At 68.2% G+C, this 23,110-nt stretch carries 9 protein-coding genes; 3 read left to right on the forward strand and 6 right to left on the reverse strand.

Features of this window, described 5'->3' with window-relative positions:
* Positions 1 to 49 precede the first annotated feature (49 nt).
* Genes L6D75_RS06795 through L6D75_RS06815 form a run of 5 tightly spaced genes read right to left on the reverse strand, consistent with a single transcriptional unit; the run spans position 50 to position 6,158 of the window.
* Positions 50 to 613: a nucleotidyltransferase family protein gene (locus L6D75_RS06795; protein WP_176516474.1), complete on the reverse strand. Its 564-nt coding sequence runs from the start codon at positions 611 to 613 to the stop codon at positions 50 to 52.
* Positions 610 to 1,581, reverse strand: a complete 972-nt coding sequence (locus L6D75_RS06800; RefSeq protein WP_176516475.1) for an XdhC family protein — start codon at positions 1,579 to 1,581, stop codon at positions 610 to 612. The genes L6D75_RS06795 and L6D75_RS06800 overlap by 4 nt, the downstream gene beginning before the upstream one ends.
* Positions 1,582 to 1,583: 2 nt before the next feature.
* Positions 1,584 to 2,795: a c-type cytochrome gene (locus L6D75_RS06805; protein ID WP_176516477.1), complete on the reverse strand. Its 1,212-nt coding sequence runs from the start codon at positions 2,793 to 2,795 to the stop codon at positions 1,584 to 1,586.
* A 2-nt stretch (positions 2,796 to 2,797) separates the two neighbouring features.
* Positions 2,798 to 3,334, reverse strand: coding sequence for a (2Fe-2S)-binding protein (locus L6D75_RS06810; RefSeq protein ID WP_176516479.1), 537 nt, complete (start codon positions 3,332 to 3,334; stop codon positions 2,798 to 2,800).
* Positions 3,327 to 6,158 (reverse strand): xanthine dehydrogenase family protein molybdopterin-binding subunit, encoded by a 2,832-nt coding sequence (locus L6D75_RS06815; RefSeq protein ID WP_176516481.1) that lies wholly within the window; start codon positions 6,156 to 6,158, stop codon positions 3,327 to 3,329. Before L6D75_RS06815 ends, L6D75_RS06810 begins: the two co-directional genes overlap by 8 nt.
* Positions 6,159 to 6,413: 255 nt before the next feature.
* Between L6D75_RS06815 and dsbD the strand changes: the two genes are divergently transcribed.
* The 3 genes from dsbD to dsbG are packed head-to-tail and all read left to right on the forward strand — an operon-like array spanning position 6,414 to position 9,722.
* The gene (dsbD, locus tag L6D75_RS06820) at positions 6,414 to 8,126 is read left to right on the forward strand and encodes a protein-disulfide reductase DsbD (RefSeq protein WP_176516484.1); all 1,713 of its coding nucleotides are present in this window, start codon (positions 6,414 to 6,416) and stop codon (positions 8,124 to 8,126) included.
* Positions 8,126 to 8,962, forward strand: coding sequence for a TlpA family protein disulfide reductase (locus tag L6D75_RS06825; protein ID WP_176516486.1), 837 nt, complete (start codon positions 8,126 to 8,128; stop codon positions 8,960 to 8,962). The genes dsbD and L6D75_RS06825 overlap by 1 nt, the downstream gene beginning before the upstream one ends.
* Before the next feature lies 1 nt (position 8,963).
* Positions 8,964 to 9,722, forward strand: coding sequence for a thiol:disulfide interchange protein DsbG (gene dsbG, locus L6D75_RS06830; RefSeq protein WP_176516489.1), 759 nt, complete (start codon positions 8,964 to 8,966; stop codon positions 9,720 to 9,722).
* Between the two features lie 152 nt (positions 9,723 to 9,874).
* On the opposite strand, the gene L6D75_RS06835 is transcribed toward dsbG, so the two are convergent.
* Positions 9,875 to 22,825, reverse strand: a complete 12,951-nt coding sequence (locus tag L6D75_RS06835; protein ID WP_176516491.1) for a non-ribosomal peptide synthetase — start codon at positions 22,823 to 22,825, stop codon at positions 9,875 to 9,877.
* Between the last annotated feature and the right edge of the window lie 285 nt (positions 22,826 to 23,110).

Genomic DNA, 23,110 nt, shown 5'->3' on the forward strand with positions numbered 1-23,110 from the left:
CACCATGGGGTGATTAACGGGAGATTATGAACCTTTTTCCGCGCTTGGTTCAGCGCAGCGCCTGGGGCGTATCGACATCGCGCAGCACGCCGGCATCTTCCAGCGTCACCACCACGCAATGGGATGGGTGCGCCCGCAGCAGCGAACGCGCGCCCTCGTCACCGGCAAGCTGCGCCAGCGCCGGCCAAAACTCGCGCCCGAACAGCACCGGGTGCCCTTGCTGACCGGCATGGCGCGGCAGCACGATGGCCGAGGCCGTGGCGGCTTCGGCCAGCCGGCGAAGGGACGCGGGCGCAATCCAAGGCATGTCGCCCAACAGAATGGCCACCGCCTGCGCATCGCTGTCGATCAGCGAAGCAGCCCCAGCCGCCAGGCTATGCCCCATCCCCAACCCGGCATCCGGGCTGGCGATGATCCGGCAGTCACCCGGCAGGCCAAGGTCCTCGCCGCGCTCCCCGGCACGCAGCACCACGCGCACATCGCCGAACACCGCGCAGGCGCGCTCGACGCTATGCACCAGCAAGCTGCGCCCGTCATCCAGCGTGGCCCGGCGCTTGTCGCCACCAAAGCGCACGCTGCTGCCGGCCGCCAGCACCAGCGCCACCACACTCACAGCGATGCCCGCTCGATGCCGTTGCGCTGGCGCAGGATATCGGCAAGCACCGCCAGGGCGATCTCCGCCGGTGTCTTGCTGCCCAGGTTCAAGCCGATGGGGGCATGGATGCGAGCCAGCTCGTCGGCGCCCAGGCCGCCGATCCGGTGCAGGCGTTCGCGACGCTTGTCGGAGGTGGCGCGCGAGCCCATCACACCGATGTAGAAGGCTTCGGTGCGCACGGCCTCGAGCATGGCCAGGTCGTCGATCTTCGGGTCATGGGTCAACGCCACCACCGCCGTGTCGGCATGGCAGCCACCGTTGGCGATGAATTCCGAGGGCAGTTCACGGCGCACTTCGATGCCGTCCAGCACCACGCCTTCGAGCACCTCCTCGCGGGGGTCGCAGAGGATCACCTCGAACCCCATGCCCTTGCCGAATTCGGCGCAGTAATGGGCGACGCTGGAATACCCCGCCAGCAGCAGCCGCTGGGCAGCACCGACCCGCACGTACACCCGGCTGGCCTCACGCACCACCCGCGGCCCCTGGGCTGCATCATCGCTGAGCCGGCGAGTGCCCTGCGGCAAGCTCACCTCGCGCAGCAGCCGACGCTGGCCCTGCAAGGCGCTTTGCAGCGCACGCAAATGCGCCTGCACCTCGCAGTCGGCCGCCAGGTTTTCCACCAGCACCTCGAGCACCCCGCCGCACGGCAGGCGAATGTTCGAGCGCCGGTCGCTGGCGTCGCCATAGCGCACCACGGCCACCGGCTCGGGAAACTCGCCCAGGGCCACGCGCTCGAGGAAGTCATCCTCCACGCAGCCGCCCGACAGCGAGCCCACCCACTGCCCGCTGTCGTTCACCGCCAGCAACGAGCCCGGCGCACGGGGCGCCGAGCCGTAGGTGGCGAGCACCGTGCACAACCATACCCGCTGGCCGTTGCAGGACCACTGCAACGCCTGGCGTATGACTTGCAGATCGAGATGCTGCACCTTTACTCCGCCTTCAGCTCGGCGAGCTGCTGCACGCTCAGGTCACCGGGCAGTCCACCCCAGGCCTGGCGCAGGTAGTTGACCATGTCCGTCACCTGCTGGTCGTTGAGCTTGTCGGCAAAGCCTGGCATCGGCTGCATGCGCTCGAAGCCAGTGAACTGCTGCTCACGGATGCCGTCAAGGATAGCCTTGACCAGGTTGCGCGAGTCGCCCTGGCGCAGCACCGTGTTGCCCTGCATGGCCACGGCGATGTGCGGCTTGCCTTCGCCGTCGACGCCATGGCAGCCGGCGCAGACGTTGAGGTACTGCTGGCGGCCGCGCTTGGCGCTGTCGGTCAGCTGCTCCAGTGGCACTTCCTTGATGACCTTGGCCGCCGGCGGCTGTTCGCCCAGCAGGTAGGTGGCCATGGCGGCCAGGTCGGCGTCTTCCAGGTGCTGGGTGCTGTGGTGCACCACCGGGAACATCTCGTTGAACATGCTGCCCTGGGCACTGATGCCGTGCTTGAGGAAGGTGGTCAGGTCCGGTTGGGTCCAGCCGCGCTCGGCCAGGTCCTGGGCCAGCAGGCTAGGCGCCAGGTAGCCATTGAGCAGGCCGCCGGTCAGGCGCTTGTCCTGCTGCAGCGCGCCGATCGGGTTGCGCGGGGTGTGGCACTCGCCGCAGTGGCCCATCACTTCGACCATGTATTGGCCACGCTGCCAGGCCGGGCTTTTACCCTCGGTCGGCTGCAGTTGCACGCTCTTGCCGTAGAGCATGTTCCAGCCGGACAGCCCCATGCGCACGTTGAACGGGAAGCTCAACTTGGTTTCCGGTGCCGGGCGGTTGATCGGCGGCTGGGTCATCAGGTACGCCAGGATGGCGTCGGAATCTTCCCGGCTGATCAGGTGGTACGAGGTGTACGGCATGGCCGGGTAGAGGTTGGCGCCGTCCTTGCGCTTGCCTTCGGTCACGGCGGCGAAGAACTCGTCGGCGCTGTAGTTGCCGATACCGTACTGCTTGTCCGGGGTGATGTTGCTGCCGTAGATGGTGCCGAACGGCGAATGGATCGGCAGGCCGCCGGCAAATGGCGCGCCACCCTCGGCGGTGTGGCAGGCCATGCAGTCGGCGGCGCGGGCCAGGTATTCACCGCGCTTGACCTGCGCGTCATCGGACGCCTGTGCAGCCAGCGAAACGGCAAGGCCGAGCGCCAGCGCCAGGCCGGAACGTACGAAACCCATGCTCAACCCTCCTTGACCAGGCCAAGATCATTGAGCACGGTCCGCGTGGCGTCGTAATAACGCACGTAACCGGTGCAGCGGCAGATGTGGTGGCCAAGGCTGGCCTCGATGCTGTCCTCCACTTCGCTCTTTTTCAGGGGCTGGCGCTGGGCCTTTTCCACCAGCACGGTGGCGGCGTTGACGAAGCCCGGTGCGCAGTAGCTGCACTGGAAGGCGAACAGGTCGACGAACTTCTGCTGGATCGGGTTCAGCGTCACATTGCCGGCCTCGTCCTGCTTGGCGTGGCCTTCGATGGTGCGCACTTTCTTGCCGGCGAAGTAGTGGGCGCCGGTGATGCAGGTGCGCACTTCCTCGCTGGTGCCGTCGGGGTTGTCGACGATCACCACGCAGGCATGGCAGATGCCCTGGCCGCAGCCCAGGCGCGAACCGGTGAGGTTCTGGTGCTCGTGCAGGTAGTCGATCATCGCCAGGTCATCGGGGACCTCGACCGGGCCGACCGGTTGACCGTTGAGGGTCAGTTGAAGCGAACGGTTAGCCATTGAGGGCCTCCTTGATACGGGCTGGAGTAATCGGAAGATCGCGTACACGTTTGCCAATGGCATGGGCCACGGCGTTGCCGATGGCACCGACCACCGGGATCATCACCACCTCGGCGATGCCTTTGGAGGGGTCGGTGGGCGACAGCGGCGGCAGGATTTCGGACGTCTGCTGCCACACCGCGACGTCTTTGGCATGCGGTAGGCGATACCGGTTGAAGTTCCAGTCACCCTCCCCTGGGCCACCTTCGTACAGGGGCATTTCTTCGGTCAGGGCATGGCCGATGCCCATGGCGATACCGCCTTCGAGCTGGCCCTTGACCAGTTCGGGCACCAGCACGCGGCCGCATTCGACCCAGCTGTGGTGGTTGAGCACCTGCACTTCGCGGGTGCCTTTGTTCACTTTCACTTCGACGATGGTCGCCACCGGGCTGTAGTAGGTGACCATGGCGTTGTTCAGCTGGGTGGCCGGGTAGCCAGGGTTCTGCCGGTCGAGCAGGTGGTAGCCATTGCTGGTCATCTGCGCTTTCTTGGCATTGACCGCGCCGTCACCGTATTTCACCGCCATGGCATCGAGCGGGAAGCGCTCGCGCACGCCGTCGATGACGAAGTCGGCCTCGGCCCAGCTCCAGCGGTTGAAGCCGTGCACGCTGACGCCGGTCACCAGGCCCATTTCGTGGGCCTTTTTCGCCAGTTCGGCGAACGGGATCGGCGCCAGGCCGTTGCCGGTCAGCGCGCCGTTGACCCACACCGCGTTCTCGCGGCGCACCACCAGCGGGTTGGCCTGGCCGCCGAACGGGCCTTTGCTCCACAGCGCCATGGCGGCAGGCCACAGGCCGTGGTTGAACAGCGCGCGCGCAGCTTCGCGGGTGGCGTGGCTGAAGTAGAAGGCCGAGTTGGTCGCCGACGAAGGCGAGGCCAGCTTGCCGACCCAGCGCGGGTTGCGCAGCGCGGCGTCCTGCTCGGCCTGGCTGATCAGGTAGGGGTTGCCGCTGGTGCTCAGCTGCAGCTCCGGCCATTCGGTGACGGCAGTAGTCACCTCATCGGCCGAGCGGCCAAGGAAGTCGCTGACCACCAGGGCTTGCGAGGTGGACATGCCAGTGCCCAGCTCAGTGCCGATGTGGCGCAGGCTGATGCGGCCATCGGCGCTGAACTCGATGCTGGCCATCGGCGCTTCGGAACCGGTGCCAAAGTCTTTCTGGCAGATGGCAAAGCCTACGCCGTACCAGTGGTCCGGGTCCTTGGCGTCCATCGCCTGCTTACGCGCATCGCGGTTGCGCCACCACTCGTGGGCGGCGGCCTTGTCGAGGATCTCGTGCAGGCGCAGGGCACCGGCCGGGACTGCGCCCTGGGTGTTCTTCATGCCCGACTTCAGCGCGTTGGCGCGGCGCAGCTCGATGGCATCGACGCCCAGGCGGCCGGCGATCTCGTCGACCATCATCTCGGTGGCGGCCATGGTCTGCAGGGTGCCGTAGCCGCGCATGGAGCCGGCCTCGACGCCCCGCGAGTAGTAGGCGGTCACCGACAGGTCGTTCTGCGGCATGTAGTAGATCGACTGGGCCGCCGTGGCGCCCACCGCCGCCACAGACGGGCTGTAGTTGATGCGGCCACCGCCGTCACAGCTCATGTCGGCGCGGAAGATCTTGAAGCTGTTGTCCTTCTTGTCCACGGCCAGCTGGTAGCGGATGTCGAAGGCGTGGCGCTTGATGCCGCTCTGGAACTGCTCGTAGCGGTCGTTGGCCAGGCGGATCGGCACACCGGCACCATACAGCGCGGCGACCGCGGCGTAGAACACGAAGATGTTGTTGTCCTTGGAGCCGTAGCCCACGGTATAGCCCGGGTGCATGTTCAGGTGCTGCAGGGCGAAGCGCGACGGCTTGATCATGTGCACGCATTCCTGCGCCACTTCGAACGGGCACTGGGTGGCGACCACGAAGTGCAGCGTGCCGCTGGCCGGGTCGTACCAGCCGTTGCCGTTGTCCGGTTCGAGCGCCGCCGGCTCGATCGACGGGGTCTTGTAGCGTTCGTCGAACACCAGCCAGTCCTGCGGCGGGTTGTCCAACTGCTCGCCCATGCGCTTGGCGTAGAACAGGCCCTGCTCGGTCAGGTCGCCGTGCTGGTTGGGCTGTTTGGACCACAGCGGTTTGCGGTTGAGGATGGTCGGGAACAGCATGGAATTCTTCAGGCTGGAGAACTCGTCGTCCTCGAACGGCGTGGCGCCGCCCACGCGCACGAAGCGGAAGCTGCCGTAGGGGTCGCCCTGGTACAGCGGCGCCTGGGCGCCATAGCGGATCGCCTTGTCGTTGAACTGCAGCTTGCGCTTGGCCTGGCGGTAGCGCTCGAAGTCGTGCCAGATCAGGATCGCCACCGGGTGGCCGATGAACATCGGCACCTTGCCGGGCGGCAGCAGCGGGTCGGGCGAGTGGGCCTCGGGCCAGGCGATGCCGTCCTTTTGCAGGTCGGCGGCGGTGACGATGCGGTCCGGCTGCAGGTCGGCGCCCAGCCAGTCGAGGTCGTAGCCTGCGTAGACGCGGTCGGCCTTGGTGATCTTCAGCAACATCGCGTGGCCTTGCTGGGCGGGCCAGCCAGGCATGTCCTTGGAGCGGATGTCGCGGGCGAAGACCTTGTTGCCGCACACCTTGGACAGGGCGTCGTTACGGAAGCGCGCCTTGCCATCGTGGTTCATCCACTTTTGTGGCGAGGTGGTGACGCGGTCTTCCATCAGGGCGGCGAACGCCTGGCTGCCCAGGGGTGCCAGGGTCACGCCGACGCCGGCGATCAACCCACCTTGCAGGAAGGAGCGCCGGGAAATATCACGGTTGGACATGCTTGATCCTCTGGGCAGAAACGAGGGTCTGCCCATCTTTTGATTCTAGGTGCTGGAAAACTGGGAGGGGGGAAAGCCTGGAAGCTGACTGCAAAGTCAGATTTATATCAGGAAAATCACTTGGAGGCAAAGTCAAGCGGACAGTATGTCGCGGTGTGTCCGAATTGCCGGAAGCCTCTGTAGGCCGTGGGTTAACCTTGGGTTAATCGACCCACGCCAGCATGGCCCCACTTCACGTACTGCCAAGGCGAAGACATGCGCGTTTTCCTGCTCTTCCTGACATTGCTGCTGGCCGGCCCACTGCACGCCAACCCTTTCGACGTCAAACCCGACTTCCTACCGGTAAACCAGGCCTTCGTGCTGACCCACGACCGCCAGGCCGACGGGCAGATGCGCCTGTTCTTCCAGATCAAGCAGGGCTATTACCTGTACCAGAAGCGCCTGAAGTTCGACGGCCTGCCCGCCGAGCAGCACCCGCAGCTGCCGGCCGCGCTTAACCACCACGACGAATTCTTCGGCGACAGCGCGGTGTACCGCGACCAGCTCGAACTGCTGCTGCCTGCCAATGCCCAGGGCCAATTGCGCCTGGGCTGGCAAGGCTGCGCTGACGCAGGCTTGTGCTACCCGCCACAGACCACGGTGATCGACCTGGGTGGCAGCGCCGCGCCCGCCGCCGACCAGGCCAGCGACCAGGCCCTGGCCAGCGGCCTGCAAAGCGCCAGCCTGGGCTGGAGCCTGCTGGCCTTCTTCGGCCTCGGCCTGCTGCTGGCCTTCACCCCCTGCTCGCTGCCGATGCTGCCGATTCTGGCCGGCATCGTACTGGGCAATGGCGCCAGCGCCCGGCGCGGCTGGGTGCTGGCGGGCGTCTATGTATTGAGCATGGCGCTGGTGTACGCAGCGCTCGGCGTGGTGGCCGCACTGCTTGGCGCGAGCCTGCAGGCCTGGCTGCAACAGCCGTGGTTGCTGGGCAGCCTGGCGGCGCTGTTCGTGCTGCTGGCGCTGCCGATGTTCGGCGCCTTCGAGCTGCAACTGCCTGCGGCCCTGCGCGACCGCCTGGACCGCGCCGGGCAAGGCACCCAGGGCGGCAGCCTGGTGGGCGCGGCACTGCTCGGTGCGCTGTCGGGCCTGCTGATGGGCCCGTGCATGACCGCGCCGCTGGCCGGTGCGCTGCTGTACATCGCCCAAAGCGGTGATGTGCTGCAGGGCGCGCTGGTGCTGTTCACCCTGGGCCTGGGCATGGGCGTGCCGCTGCTGTTGCTGGTGACCCTGGGCAACCGCTACCTGCCGCGCCCGGGTGCGTGGATGAACCGGGTAAAAGGCGTGTTCGGCTTCGTGTTCCTGGCCATGGCCCTGTACACCGTGCGCGGCCTGCTCGGTGCCCCGCTGCTGCTGGCCTTGAGCGGCGCCTGGCTGATTGCCCTGGGCTGGGCGGCGTGGCCTGCGCTGCAGCGCTTGCCCGCACTGCGCGCGGTGCCGTTGCTGGGTGCGCTGTGGGGTGGCCTGCTGCTGGTTGGCGCGGCGGCCGGTGGCGATGACCTGTGGCAGCCGCTGCGCCCGTTCACCGGTGGCGGCGCCCCGGTTGCCGCGCAGCACGGCGAAGATGCCTTCGTCACGGTCAGCAGCCCGCAAGCCCTGCAGCGCGAGCTGGATGCGGCCAAGGCCCGTGGCCAGTGGGTGATGCTGGACTACTATGCCGACTGGTGCGTGTCGTGCAAGGTCATGGAAAAACAGGTGTTCAGCCGCAGCGACGTGCAGGCCAGCCTGGCCGGCGTGCACCTGCTGCGCCTGGACGTGACCGCCGACGCGCCGGCCAGCCGCGAGCTGCTGCAACGCTACCAGGTACCGGGCCCGCCCAGCATCCTCTGGCTCGGCCCGGAAGGCGAAGAACGCCGCGCCCGGCGCATCACCGGTGAGGTGGACGCCGCCGGCTTCCTGCAACACTGGACCCAGACCAGGAGCCAAGGTTGATGCTGACCGTCACATTGGGGCCATTGACCATGGCCCTCAACCACCTGCTGATGCTTGCCGCCCTGGGCGTGGCCTGCCTGGTCGGCTGGTGGGCCGCGCGGCGCGGCGGCGAAAGCCCGGAGTCGGCGCTGTTCAACCTGTTCCTGATCGGCCTGCTCAGCGCCCGCCTGGGCTTCGTGCTGGCTTACTGGCCGATGTACCAGGATGACCTGCTGCAGGTCATCGATATCCGCGATGGCGGCTTCTTGCTCTGGTCCGGCCTGCTCGGCCTGGTGCTCGCCACCCTCTGGCAAGGCTGGCGCCACCCTGGGCTGCGCCGGCCACTGGCCTGGGCCCTGTTCAGCGGCGCGCTGTTCTGGGGCCTGACCAGCCTGGGCAGCCACCTGTACAGCAAGGGCACCCAACTGCCCGAGCTGAGCCTGCGCAATGCCAATGGCCAGTCGGTGGCCTTGCACAGCTACCGCGGCAAGCCGTTGGTGATCAATATCTGGGCCACCTGGTGCCCGCCGTGCCGGCGCGAGATGCCGGTGCTGCAGCAGGCCCAGGGTGAATACCCCCATGTGACGTTCCTGTTCGTCAACCAGGGCGAGACGCCGGAAAACGTCAGCACCTTCCTCGCCACCACCGGCCTGAGCCTGACCCATGTGCTGTTCGACGGCACCGGCGTGCTGGCCCAGCGGGTCGGCTCGATGGCCCTGCCCACCACCTTGTTCTACGACGCCGACGGCCGCCTGATCGGCAGCCACCTCGGCGAGCTGTCGCGGGCCAGCCTGCGCCATGCCCTGGAACCTTTCCAGCGGGCCGCCGCGCCCGCCCCTGCCGCACAAGGAAACTGACATGCGATTGACTGCACTGCTGCCCCTCTCCCTGGCCCTGCTGGCCGCCCCGCTGGTACAGGCCGAGGAGCTGCCGAAGGCGATCCAGCAACTGCAAGCCAAGGGCGCCGTGATCAAGGGCAGCTTCGATGCCCCCGACGGCCTGCGCGGCTACGCCGCCGAGTACCAGAACAACGGCATCGCCCTGTACCTGACGCCCGATGGCAAGCACGTGCTGGTCGGCAGCCTGTTCGACGAGCAGGGCAAGGACATGACTGCCGAGCCGCTGGAGAAGCTGGTGTACGGGCCGATGTCCAAGGCCATCTGGGCCAAGCTGGAAAAGACCCACTGGATTGCCGACGGCAAGGCCGATGCACCGCGCAAGGTGTACCTGTTCAGCGACCCGAACTGCCCGTACTGCAACATGTTCTGGCAACAGGCCCGGCCGTGGGTGGAGTCGGGCAAGGTGCAGCTGCGGCACATCATGGTCGGCATCATTCGCGAGGACAGCCCGGGCAAGTCGGCGGCCTTGCTGGCGGCGAAGGACCCGGCCAAGGCGCTGGAGCAGCATGAGAAGGCCGGCAAGGCGAGCGCCTTGAAGGCGCTGGAGCAGGTGCCGGAGGCGGTGCAGAAGCAGCTTGAAGCCAACATGGCGTTGATGGACGAGATGGGGTTGCAGGCGACACCGGCGATTTTCTATCAGGATGAGCAGGGCAACCTGCAGAGCCAGCAGGGGGCACCGCGGCCGGAGCTGCTGGGGCAGATTCTCGGCAAGCGTTGAGTTTCTGACTGGCTTCACCGGCCCTATCGCCGGCAAGCCGGCTCCCACAGGTATTGGGCTGCTCCCAAGAAGTTGGATACCAACCCAACCCTTGGGGGCAGTGCAAGATCCTGTGGGAGCCGGCTTGCCGGCGATTGCTTTTGCCTATTTCCTTAAAGCCCCTCCAACTCGGCCATCAGATCGCTCAACCGATCCACCTTGTCCTCATCCAGCGCACTGTCCTGCAACCCGCGCACATACGCCGCCAGCTCTTCCACCGTGCTGCACTCGAACATCGCCCGCAGCGGCACATTGAGCTGCAGCTGCTTCTGCACCCGCGATGCAATCTGCGTGGCCAGCAACGAATGCCCGCCCAGCTCGAAGAAGTTGTCATGCACCCCTACCCGCTCGGCCTTGAGCACATCGGCCCAGATGCCCGCGAGCACTTGTTCCAGCTCATCGCGCGGCGCCAGGTAGGCCTGGCTGTGCTGGCCGCCAATGTCGATGGCCGGCAGGGCCTTGCGGTCGAGCTTGCCGTTGGCGTTGTGCGGCAAACGGTCGAACCAGCCCCAGTGCAGCGGCACCATGTATTCCGGCAGCTGCGCGCGCAGGCGCTGCTTGAGCTGTTCGAGCAGCACGGCATCGGCGCTGACGCCCTGGTGGGCCACCAGGTAGCCGACCAGGTGCTTGCCATTGACGCCTTCCTGCACACCCACCGCCGCATCGCGCAGCTCGGGCTGCTCGTGCAGGCGGGCCTCGATCTCGCCCAGTTCGATGCGGTAGCCGCGGATCTTCACCTGGTGGTCGATGCGCCCGACGTACTCCAGCACGCCGTCCGGGCGCCGCCGGGCCAGGTCGCCGGTGCGGTACAGGCGCTCGCCCGCACCGCCATGCGGGTGCGGGATGAACGCCAATGCAGTGCGCACCGGGTCGCCCACGTAGCCACGGCCAACGCCGGTACCGGCGACGCACAACTCGCCCACGGCGCCCAGCGGCACCAGGGCCTGGTCCTCGCCATACAGGTACAGGCGGTTGTTGTCGGTCGGCGTGCCGATCGGCAGGTAGCTGCCCTGCGTCGAGTCATGGTCGACGCAAAAGAACGCCACGTCGTCCGAGCACTCCGCCGGGCCGTAGGCATTCACCAGGCCAATGCCCGGGTAACGCTGCAGCCATTGCGCGGCCAGCTCAGGCGGCATGGCCTCACCCGTGGGCAGCATCCAGCGCAGGCCATCGAGCGCCTGGTGGTCGTTGGCCAGCATGCCCTGGATCAGCGACGGCACGCTCTCCAGCACGGTGATGCCGGTGGCCTGCACATGCGCCAGCAGGCCCTGTGGGTCATGGGCGATGGCGTTGGGCACGATCTCGAGCCTGGCGCCGAACAGCGGCGCGGCCAGGAACTGCCATACCGAGATGTCGAAGCTCTGCGAGGCGGTCTGGGCGATCACGTCGCGTTCGCTCAGGGCCAGGTACGGCACCTTGCTCAGCTGGTTGTTGAGCATGCCGCGCTGCTCGACCATCACGCCTTTGGGCAGGCCGGTGGAGCCGGAGGTGTAGATCACGTAGGCCAGGTTGTCCGGCCCGCTGTGGATGCCGGGGTTGTGGCTGGCAACCGCACTGGCCTGGATCTCTTCCCACACCAGCAGCTGCGGCCGTGCCTCATCGCCCAGCTCATCCAGCAACTGGCGCCCCTGCTCGGCGCAAGCCGCGCTGCACACCAGCACCGGGGTGCGGCTGAGCTCGACGATGCGCTGCAGGCGCGCCGGCGGCAGGCCCGGGTCCAGCGGCAGGTAGCCGGCACCGGCCTTGAAGCTGCCGACGATCATGCCCAGCAGTGGCAAGCCACGCTCGGCCAGCAAGGCCACCGGCTGGTCGATGGCCACGCCGGCAGCGACCAGGGCATGGCCCAGGCGGTTGGCCGCAAGGTTCAGCCCGGCATAGTCGTATGCCGCCTCCAGGCAACGGGCCACGGTGCGCTCGGGGTGCGCGGCCACCTGCGCCTCGAACAGCGCCACATAGCTCTGCTCCAGGGCATAGGTGCGCTCGGTGCGGTTGCAGTCGTCGAGCAGCCAGCGCTGTTCCGCCTCGCCGAGCAGCGGCAGTTCGTTCACATCGCCCTCGAAGCCTTGCACCAGCGCCAGCAACAGGCGCTTGAACTCGGCCAGCAGGCGTTCGACGGTCGGGTAGTCGAAGTAGCGCTGGTCGAACGACAGGTGCAGGCCCAGGTCATCGCCTGGGTAGCACACCGCCGTCAGCGGGAAGTTGGTGTGGGTGCGGCCCGAGTCGGAGCTGGCGTTCAGGTGCTGGGCATGGTCGAGCACCGCGCTTTCCACCGGCGCGTTCTCGAACACGAACAGGCTGTTGAACAGCGGCTGGCCCTTGGGCAGCTCGCTGCATTCCTGGATCGCCACCAGCGGCAGGTACTCGTACTCGCGCAGTTCCATGTTGCGCGCCAGCAGGCCCTGCAGCCACTGGCGCACGCTGCGGCGCTGGCCAGGCTCGGGGAGCTGCACGCGCAGGGCGACGCTGTTGATGAACAGGCCGACCGTGCGCTGCATCTGCGGCAGGCTCACCGGGCGCCCGGCCACGGTCACGCCGAAGGCCACGTCGCGCTCGCCGCTGTAGCGCGCCAGCACCAGTGCCCAGGCCGCCTGGGCGAAGGTGTTGATGGTCAGCTGGTGGGCCTGGGCCAGTTCGCGCAGGCGCACGCCGTCACTCACCTGCAGGCGGGTGTAGCAGTCGCCGACCCGCATGCCGTCACCGGCATGGTCATGGCGCAGTGGGCGGTCGCTGGGGATGGCGGTGGCGCGCTCGAAGCCGGCCAGGTTGGCCTGCCACCAGCCCCGGGCTTCGTCCAGGTCCTGGCGCTGCAGCCAGCCGATGTAGTCGCGGTAGCGCGGCGGCACCGGCAACTGCGCCTGGCGGCCTTCGCCGAGGGCCTGGTAGAGCTCGAAGAAGTCGTTCATCAGCAACGAGCGGCACCAGGCATCGATGAGGATGTGGTGGTTGCTCATCATGAACCAGTAGCGCTCATCATCCACACGCACCAGGCGCAGGTGGAACGGCGCCTCGCGCAGCAGCTCGAAGCCGGCCTCGCGCTCTTTTTTGTGCAGCGCTTGCAGGCGCTGCTCCTGGGCGGCCTCGTCGAGGCCGCGCCAGTCCTGGTAGTCGACCGGCGTCTTGCCCGGCTTGTGGATGATCTGCAGCATCGCTTCGCCGGCATTCCAGCTGAACGACGCACGCAGCGCCTCGTGCCGCGCCACCACGGCCTGCCAGGCCTGGGCGAAGCGCTGCGGGTCGAGGGCGCTGTTAATGCGGTAGCGGTCCTGCATGTAGTAGATGCCGGTGCCCGGCTCCAGCAGAGTGTGCAGCAGCATGCCCTCCTGCATGGGCGTCAGCGGGTAGACGTCCTCGATCTCGGCGTCCGGGATCGGCAGCGCGTCGATCTGCTCCTGGGCCAGGTGCGCCAGCGGGAAGTCCGAGGGCGTGAAGCTGCCGTTGCCATCGGCCAGGCAGTGGGCCACCAGCGCCAGCAGCTCCTGGCGATAGGCTTCGGCCAGCTGGGCGATGGTCTGTTCATCGTAGCGTTCGCGGCTGTAGGTCCAGCGCAGCTGCAAGGCACCGCCGTACACCTGGCCGTCGACGCTGAGCCAGTTGGGCAGCGCCGCATCCAGGTCGTGGGCCAGGCCTGCCGGGGCATCCAGCGGCTGGAACAGCGCCGCGGCATCGAACTGTTGGTCGAACTGGCCCAGGTAGTTGAAGGTGATCCGCGCCTGCGGCAGCGCCGCCATCTGCTCACGGCTGGCCGGCTCGGCCAGGTAGCGCAGCACGCCATAGCCCTGGCCCTTGTGCGGCACCTGGCGCAGTTGCTCCTTGATGCGCTTGATCGAGCTGGCGCGGGCGGCGTCGCCGTCACCGGCCTGGGGGTCCAGGCGCAGCGGGTAGGCGTTGGTGAACCAGCCGACGCTGCGGGTCAGGTCCATGTCTTCGAACAGGCCGTCGCGGCCGTGGCCTTCGAGCTGCACCAACACCTCTTGGTCGCCGCTCCAGCGGCACAGCGTGCGGGCCAGGGCCGTCAGCAGCAGGTCGTTGACCTGGGTGTGGTAGGCCGCCGGGGCCTGTTGCAGCAATTGCCGGGTCTGTTCCACGTCCAGGCCGATGGCCAACGTATGGGCATGCCGGTGCAGGTTGCCGCCTTGCGGGTGATCGCACGGCAGTTCATGGCGCACGCCGCCAAGCTGGCCTTGCCACCAGCCCAGTTCGTCCCGCAGCGAGTCGCTGCCGGCGTAGCTGGCCAGGCGCGCGGCCCAGTCGGCCATGGCGTGGGTCTTGGCCGCCAGCGGCTGGCCGCGGTACAGCGCCTGCAGGTCTTCGAGCAGCACGCGCCAGGACACGCCATCGACCACCAGGTGGTGGATCGCCAGCAGCAGGCGTTGCGCGCCCTGCCCGTCGGTGACCAGCAAGGCACGCAACAACGGGCCTTGCTCCAGGTCCAGGCTGCGCTGCACATCGGTGTACAGCGCCTGGCAGTCATTGAAGTCGGCGACCGTGGCGGTCCACAGCAGCTGCACATTGCCAGGTGCGGCAAAGGTGCCCTGCCAGCGGCCATTGGCTTGGGTAAAGCGCAGGCGCAGGCTGTCGTGGTGTTGCAGCAGCGCGGCCAGTGCCTGTTCGAGCTGAGCCGGCTCCAACGGTTGGCGCACCTGCAGCAGCACCGCCTGGTTCCAGTGCTGTGGCTGCACCACCTCGCTGTCGAAGAACCAGTGCTGGATCGGCGTCAGCCCGCTGCTGCCCTGGCGTGCACCTTGCTCGATGGCGCTGGCGGCTTCGCTCTGGGTGACCACGGCGGCGAGGGTCTGGATGGTCTGGTGCTGGAACAGGTCACGCGGGCTGAACTGCAGCCCCAGCTGGCGCGCACGGCTGACCACCTGGATCGACAGGATCGAGTCGCCGCCCAGTTCGAAGAAGTTGTCCTGCACGCCCACCCGGGAGATGTTGAGCACTTCGCGCCACACCTGCGCCAGCTGCTCTTCCAGCGCATTGGCCGGGGCCTGGTAGTGCTGGCGCGCCTGCTCCAGGTCCGGCGCTGGCAGGGCGCGGCGGTCGAGCTTGCCATTGCCCATCAGCGGCAGGCTGCCCAGCAGCACCAGGTGCGCGGGCACCATGTAGTCCGGCAGGTGCTGGCGAGCGTCGGCCTTGACCGCTTCGCGCAGCTGCGCCTGGGCTTCGCTGCCGGCGCTGGCCTGCTGGCACACCAGGTAGCCGACCAGTTGCTTGCCACCTGGCAGGTCGAGCGCCAGGACCACGGCCTCATCGACATCGGCATGCTCCTGCAGGCGGCTTTCGATTTCGCCCAGCTCGATGCGGAAACCGCGGATCTTCACCTGCTGGTCGGCGCGCCCGACGTATTCCACCAGGCCATCGGCGCGTAGGCGCACCAGGTCGCCGGTGCGGTACAGGCGCCCGCCCTCGGCGCCGAACGGGTCGGCGACGAAGCGTTCGGCGCTGAGGCCCGGGCGGTCGTGGTAGCCCTGGGCGAGGCCGGCGCCGCCGACGTACAGCTCGCCGATGCCGCCTTGCGGCAGCAATGCCAGGTCATCGTCGAGGATGTAGGCACTGCGGGCGCCGATCACCCGACCGATCGGCACGCTGCCGGCATCGCCAGGCAAGGTGTCGGGGGCCAGGCACGCCAAGGGCATGACCACGGTTTCGGTCGGGCCATAGGCGTTGAAGAACTGCTGCGGCGCGAACGCCTGGCGAATGCGCGCCAGGTGCTCGCCGGTCAGCGCCTCGCCGCCGGTGATCACCAGGCGCACCGGCAGTTGCTCGCCCTGCCCTGCCAGGTACTGGGCGAGCTGGCTGCCATAGCTTGGGGTGAAGCCGAGGATGCTCACCTGCTGCTCGCGCACCAGTTGGCAGATGTCTTCGGCGCCCCATTGGCCCTGGGCCCGCAGCACCACCCGGGCGCCGCACAGCAGCGGCGCCAGCAGGCGTTCGCTGGCGGCGTCGAAGTTGATCGAATAGAAATGCAGCTCGCAGTCGTCGCTGCGCATGCCGAAGGCATCGATCACCGCCTGGCAGTGCATGGCGATTTCGCCGTGGCTGACCACCACGCCCTTGGGCTTGCCGGTGGAGCCGGAGGTGTAGATCAGGTAGGCCTGGTGCTGGGGCAGGTTGTGGTTGTCCAGCGCGGCATCGCTGTAGCCAGGCAGGCTGGCAGCGTCGTCTTCCAGGCTCCAGCGTTGCACGCCGGGCGGCAGCTCGCCGAGGCTTTCGAACAGGCTGCGCTGGCCGAGCAGCAGGCCGATGCGGCTGTCCTCGATCATGTAGCGCAGGCGGTCGAGCGGGTATTCCGGGTCGAGCGGCACGTAGGCGCCGCCGGCCTTGAGGATGGCCAGCAGGCCGACCACCATCTCCAGCGAACGCTCAAGAGCCAGGCCCACGCGCACCTGCGGGCCGACGCCACGCTCGCGCAGGGCGCGGGCCAGGCGGTTGGCCTGCTGGTCCAGCTGGGCATAGCTCAGGTGCTCGCCGGCGAAGGTCAAGGCGCCGGCGTGCGGGGTGCGCGCCGCCTGGGCGGCGAACAGGCCATGCAAGGTCTGGTCGAGGGCATGGTGCTGCTCACCTTGCAACTGGCCGGTCAGCACGTGCTGCTCGGCCTGCGCCAGCATCGGCAGCTCGCACAGGCGCTGCTGCGGGTCGTCGAGCAGGCCGGCCAGCAACTGCTGCCAGTGCTCGGCCATGCGCGCGATGCGTGGCGCGTCGAACAGGTCGCGGCTGTAGGTCAGGCAGCAACCCAGGCGGCCGTCGAGGTCGGTCACCTCCAGGTACAGGTCGAACTTGGTGGCACTGGCGTCGTTGACCAGGTAGTCCACCTGCATGCCGGCCAGTTCGCGGCTTTGCTGGAAGGCCCAGCGCTGCACGTTGCACATCACCTGGAACAGCGGGTTGTAGGCGCTGCTGCGCGGTGGCTGCAGGGCTTCTACCAGTTGCTCGAACGGCAGGTCCTGGTGCGACTGGCCTTCGATGGCGGCCTTGCGCACCTGGTCGAGCAAGGCGGCGGCGGTCATCTGCCCGTCCAGCTCGCAGCGCAGCACCTGGGTGTTGAGGAAGGCGCCGATCAGGCCTTCGCTTTCGGGGCGGATACGGTTGGCCACCGGGGCGCCGATGCGCAGGTCGCGCTGGCCGCTGTAGCGGTGCAGCAAGGCGGCCAGGGTGGCGGTCATGGTCATGAACAGGGTCAGGCCGCGCTGGCTGTTGAAGGCATGCACGCGGGCCACCAGCGCCGGGTCGAGGTCGAAGCGGTAGAGCTCGCCGCGGTGGCTCTGCACGGCCGGGCGCGGGCGGTCGGCGGGCAGCGCCAGCACCGGGTGCTCGTCGCCCAGGCGGGCCTTCCAGTAGTCGAGCTGGCGGGCGCCCTCGCCGCTTTCCAGCCACTGGCGTTGCCACACGCTGTAGTCCAGGTACTGCACCGGCAGCGGCGCCAGGGGAGACTCGCGGTCATCGACGAAGGCTTCGTAGAGCTCGCCCAGTTCGCGGGCGAAGATGTCCATGGCCCAGCCTTCGGTGACGATGTGGTGCAGGGTCAGCACGAAGTAGTGCTCGCGGTCCTCGGCCTTGACCAGGCAGGCGCGCAGCAGCGGGCCGCGCTCCAGGTCGAACGGCTGGTGCGCCTGTTGGTCGGCCAGCTGCTGCAGGCGTTGCTGGCGGGTTGCGCCGGGCAACGCGCTGAAGTCTTGCCAGTCCAGGTGCAGCGGGCTGTCTTCGGCCACGCACTGGTAGGGCACGCCGTCGATGGCCGGGAAGGTGGTGCGCAGGGTTTCGTGGCGCACGATCAGCGCCTGCAGGGCGCGCTCGAAGGCATCCACGTGCAGGGTGCCGCGCAGCCTGGCCATGCCGCCGACGTTGTACGCGGGGCTGTCCGGCTCCATCTGCCAGAGGAACCACATGCGCTGCTGCGAATACGACAGCGCCACCGCCTGGCGGCGGTCGACGCGGGCGATCGCGCCTTGCAGGTTGTGCTCGCCGGCGGCCTGGATGCAGGCGATCTGCGCGCAGAAGGCGCCCAGCTCGCTGGCATCGAACAGCACCTTCAGCGGCAGCTCGACGTCACAGGCCTGGCGGGTGCGCGAGACGATCTGGGTGGCCAGCAGGGAGTGGCCGCCGAGGGCGAAGAAGTCATCGTTCAGGCCGATGCGCGGCAGGTTCAGCACCTCGCGCCAGATGGCCGCGACCTGCTGCTGCAACGGGCTTTGCGGTTCGACATGTTCACGTTGCTGCCAGACCGGCGCCGGCAGGGCCTTGCGATCGACCTTGCCGCTGGGGCCCAACGGCATGTGCGCCAGCGCGATCAGTTGCGCAGGCACCATGTAGGCCGGCAGCTGCGCGGCGAGCTTGGCCAGCAGTTCATCGGCCTGCGCCGGGCCGCTGAAGTAGCCCACCAGCTGTGCGCCGACGGCGTCCTGGTGAACCAATACCAGCGCCTGTTCGACACCCGGTTGGCCAAGCAGGCACGCCTGCACTTCTTCGGGTTCGACGCGAAAACCGCGCACTTTCACCTGCTGGTCGAGGCGGCCGAGGTATTCCAGGGCTTGGGCCTGCACCTGCCAGCGGGCACGGTCGCCGCTGCGGTACAAGCGCTCGCCGTTGCCATCGGCCTGGGGCACGAAGCGTTCGGCGGTCAGCCCTGGGCGGCCCAGGTAACCCCGGGCCAGGCCCGCGCCGCCCAGGTACAGCTCCCCTGGCACGCCGGGGGCGGCCAGCTGCAACTCATCATCCAGCACACGGCAGAGCACGTTGCCCAGCGGCCGGCCGATCGGCGAGCGGGCGCCGTCCTCGGCCTGGCAATGCCAGTGGGTGACGTTGATGGCGGTTTCGGTCGGCCCGTAGCGGTTGTGCAACTGCACCTGGGGCAGCACCTGCAGCACGCGGTCGCGCAGGCTCGCCGACAGCGCCTCGCCACCGGAGAACAGCCGGCGCAGGCTGGTGCAACCGGCGGCCAGCGGCTCCTGGACGAACACCTGCAGCAACGGCGGCACGAAGTGCAGCGTGGTCACGGCATGCGCCTGCACCAGCGCTGCGATGCGCTGCGGGTCGCGGTGCTCGCCGGGGCCGGCCAGCACCAGCTTGCAGCCGGTGACCAGCGGCCAGAAGCATTCCCACACCGACACGTCGAAGCTGATCGGCGCCTTCTGCATCAGCACGTCGCGCTCATCCAGCGCGTAGCTGGCCTGCATCCACTGCAGGCGTTCAGCGAGCGCCGCGTGGGTGTTGCCCACGCCCTTGGGCTGGCCGGTGGAGCCGGAGGTGTAGATCACGTAGGCCAGGTTGTCGCCGTGCAGGTGCAGGCCTGGCGCCTGGCTTGGCCAGCTGTCCAGGTGCAGCTGGTCGAGGGCGATGGCGCTGACACCCTCGACCTGCGGCAGGCGGTCGAGCAGGCCGCTGTGGCTGAGCAGCAGGCTCGCCTGGCAATCGCCCAGCATGTAGGCCAGGCGCTCGGCCGGGTAATCCACGTCCAGCGGCACATACGCGCCACCGGCCTTGAGGATGGCCAGCAGGCCGACCAGCAGCTGCGGCGAACGCTCCACGGCGATGGCCACGCAGGTGTCGGGGCCGACGCCTTTGTCGCGCAGGTAGTGGGCCAGGCGGTTGGCCTGCTGGTGCAGCTCGGTGTAGTCGAGGCTGCCACCCTCCCAGGCCAGCGCCGTGCGCTGCGGGGTTTGCCGGGCTTGCTCGTTGAGTTGTTCGACCACCAGGCGCTGGGGCGAGGGGCTGGGCGCCTGGCCCCAGGCCAGCAGCTGCTGGCGGCCGGGCTGATCGAGCAGCTCGACATCCCCCACGGCCAGCTGCGGTTGCGCGCACACCTGCTCCAGCAAGGCCAGCAGGTGCTGGGCCAGGCGCTCGACGGTGCGCTGTTCGAACAGCTCGGCGGCGTAGTCGAAGGCCAGGCTCAGGCGGCCCTGGTGGTCTTGCTCGCTGTGCAGCTGCAGGTCGAACTTGGCTTCGCGGCTGTGCCATGGCAGCTCTTCGGCAAGCAGGCCCGGCAGGCGGCGCAGGGCCGACAGGTCGCGCTGCTGGTGGTTGAACATGACCTGGAACAGGCCTTGCTCGCGGGCCTCGGGCAAGGCTTCGAGCAGTTGTTCGAAGGGCAGGTCCTGGTGGGCCTGGGCGTCGAGGGTGGCCTGGCGCACCTGGGCCAGCAGCTCGCTGAACGGCTGGCGGCCATGCAGCTGCGCGCGCAGCACCTGGGTGTTGATGAAGAAGCCGACCAGGCCTTGGATTTGCTGGCGTGGGCGGTTGGCGTTGGGCACGCCGACGCGGATGTCGGCCTGGCCGGTGTAGCGGTGCAGCAGGCCCTGCCAGGCCGCCAGCAGGACCATGAACAGGCTGGCCTGCTGCTCGCGGGCCAGGCCTTCGAGGGCCTCGGTGAGCTTGGCCGGCACCTTGACGTTCAAGCGTGCGGCGCGGTTTGCCTGTTGCTGGGTGCGCGGCTGGTCGGGGTACAGGTCGAGCACTGGCAGGGCATCGCCCAGCCGCGCCTTCCAATACGCCAGTTGCCGGGCGCTCTCGCCTTCGGCCAGCCACTGGCGCTGCCAGTCGCCGTAGTCGGCGTAGCCCAGCGCCAGCGCCGGCAAGGCAGCCTCCAGCCCCTGGCAATGGGCGGCGTACAGCTTGGCGAACTCGTCGAGCAGGATGTTCAGCGACCAGCCATCGGCAACGATGTGGTGCAGGGTGACCCACAGCTGATGGTCTTCATCATTGAGCTGCGCCAAGGTTACGCGCAGCAGCGGGCCTTGGCGCAGGTCGAAGGGTTGCTGCGCTTCGGCTTCCCGGCGTGCGGCGACCTCTTCGGCGCCCAACCCCTGCAGGTCGAGGCGGCGCAGGTTGAAGGCCGGCGCCGGCTGGATGTGCTGCAGGGCCTGGCCGTCCTCTTCGATGAACACCGTGCGCAGCGCCTCGTGGCGCGCCACCAATGCCTGGAATGCCGCCTCCAGCGCGGCGGGGTCAAGCTCGCCACGCAGGTGCAGGCCGGCAGGAATGTTGTAGGCCGCCGATTGCGGCTCGAGCTGCCACAGCAGCCACAGGCGGTTCTGCGCCAGCGACTGGGGCAGCGCCTGGCTGCGGTTCAGGGTGGCGATGGCGCTAGCCTGCCCGCCGCCCTGCTCGAGGATGGCCGCCACTGCCGCGCTGTAGTCGGCCAGGGTCGGCGCTTCGAACAGGGTGCGCAGGCCCAGGGCGATGCCCAGTTCATCGGCCAGGCGCGCACTGGCCTGGGTGGCGGCGATGGAGTTGCCGCCCAGCAGCAGGAAGTGGTCGTCGGCGGCTACCGACTCGACCTTGAGAACCTCGCGCCAGATGCCGGCAATGCGTGCCTGCAGGCCATCGCTAGCGGCGGCCTTGGCAGGCTGGTCAGCCGCCGGGAAGCGGGCATAGCAATCCAGGCTGCCATCGTGCATGCGCAAGCGGCAGGCCGAGCGTTGCAGCTTGCCGCTGGAGGTCTTGGGCAGTGCACCGGGGTTGAGCAGCAGCACCACGGCCGGCGCCTGGCGGCAGGCGTCGGCGATGACCTGGCGCAGGGTCTTGATCAGCGCCTGGGGCGCCATGGCCTTTTGCACGTTGCGGCTGATCTCCACCGCCACGCCGATGCCCTCCTCGCCCTGGTCGTCGACGGCGAACACGGCCACGCGACCCTTGCGCAGCACTTCGACTTCGCGCTCCAGGGTCTTTTCCAGGTCCTGCGGGTAGAGGTTCTGGCCGCGCACGATGAGCATGTCCTTCAGGCGCCCGGTGACGAACACTTCGCCTTCGCGCATGAAACCGAGGTCGCCGGTGCGCAGCCAGGTCTGGCCATCCCGCTGGACGAAGGTGCGGGCGCTGGCCTCGGGGTTGCGCCAGTAGCCCAGGGCGATGCTTGGGCCGGCGGCCCAGATTTCACCTACCTGGTCATCACCCAGCGGCGCCAGGTGCTGGGGCTCGACGATACGCACCGCGTGCCCCGGCTGCGGGTAGCCGCAGCTCATCAGCATGCTGCCCTGGCCGGCCTGGGCGCGGTTGCCGGCCAAGGCTTCGGCGTCCAGCTCCAGTGCCGCGATGCCCTGCCCACGGCGGCTGCCGCTGACGAACAGGGTGGCTTCGGCCAGGCCGTAGCTGGCGAAGAAGCTGCTGGCCTGGAAGCCACTGGCAGCGAACTTCTCGGCGAACTGCTCGAGGCTGTCCTGGCGGATCGGCTCGGAGCCGGAATAGGCCACGCGCCAGCGGCTCAGGTCGAGGCCGGCCAGGGCCGCCTCGCTGACCCGCTCGCTGCACAGGCGGTAGGCGAAGTCCGGGCCGCCGCTGATGGTGCCGCCGTATTCGCTGATCGCCTGCAGCCAGCGCAGCGGGCGGGCGAGGAAGTAGCCCGGCGACATCAGCACGCAGGGCACGCCGCTGAAGATCGGCTGCAGCAGGCCGCCGATCAGGCCCATGTCGTGGTACAGCGGCAGCCAGCTGACGATCACGTCATCGGGGTTGAGGTCGATGCCAAAGCCATGGCGGATCAACTGCTCGTTGGCCACCAGGTTGCCGTGGCTGACCTGCACGCCCTTGGGCAGCGCGGTAGAACCAGAGGTGTACTGCAAAAAGGCGATGTCATCACAGGCCAGCGCCGGCTCGCGCCAGGTGTGCGCCAGGGCCGGGTCGAGGGTGTCCACCGCCAGCAGCGCCGGGGCGTTGTCGCCGGCCAGGGCTTCCAGGCCCTGCAGGCTGTCGCGCAACGCGGCCACGGTCAGCAGCAGGCGCGGCTCGGCGTCGTCGATGATCGACAGCAGGCGCTCCTGGTGGTGGCGGCGCGACGACTCCGGCGGGTAGGCCGGCACGGCGATGATGCCGGCATACAGGCAGCCGAAGAATGCCGCGACGTAATCCGGGCCACTGGGGAACAGCAGCACGGCGCGGTCGGCAAAATCGGCGCGGGCCTGCAAGGCTGCGGCAATGGCGCGCGCGCGAAGGTCCAGCTCGCGATAACTGAGCACGGCCTGCTCGCCGGGGGCATCGGCCAGAAAACGCAGGGCGATGCGGTCGGGCGTGAGCGCGGCACGTTGCGCCAGTGCCTGGACCAGCGAGAGCGGGAGTTCGGGGGCGTGCGTCATGGGGTGTTCCTGCCAGTGTCTGGTTAAGTCGGGCCGGCTGCTCAGGATGGGGCGCAGGGCAGCGTGCGGCGGCCGGATGTACACAGGGGAACGGATGGGCGGAGCAAGAAATTAACGCCAGGACCGCGTGCCAGCGCACGCGGAAAGTGAACTGCATCACGGGCGTCGGCTTAGAACTGAAACTAATGGATACGCATTAACTTTCGTATTTGACAATCATTATCATTCTGCATAGTTTGTCGCACGTCGTAGGAAGCTTCCTCATCTGGGGTGCTCCCTTTCCCT

The organism is Pseudomonas faucium, assembly GCF_021602585.1.
In the GTDB taxonomy this organism is placed as follows: Bacteria; Pseudomonadota; Gammaproteobacteria; order Pseudomonadales; family Pseudomonadaceae; genus Aquipseudomonas; species Aquipseudomonas faucium.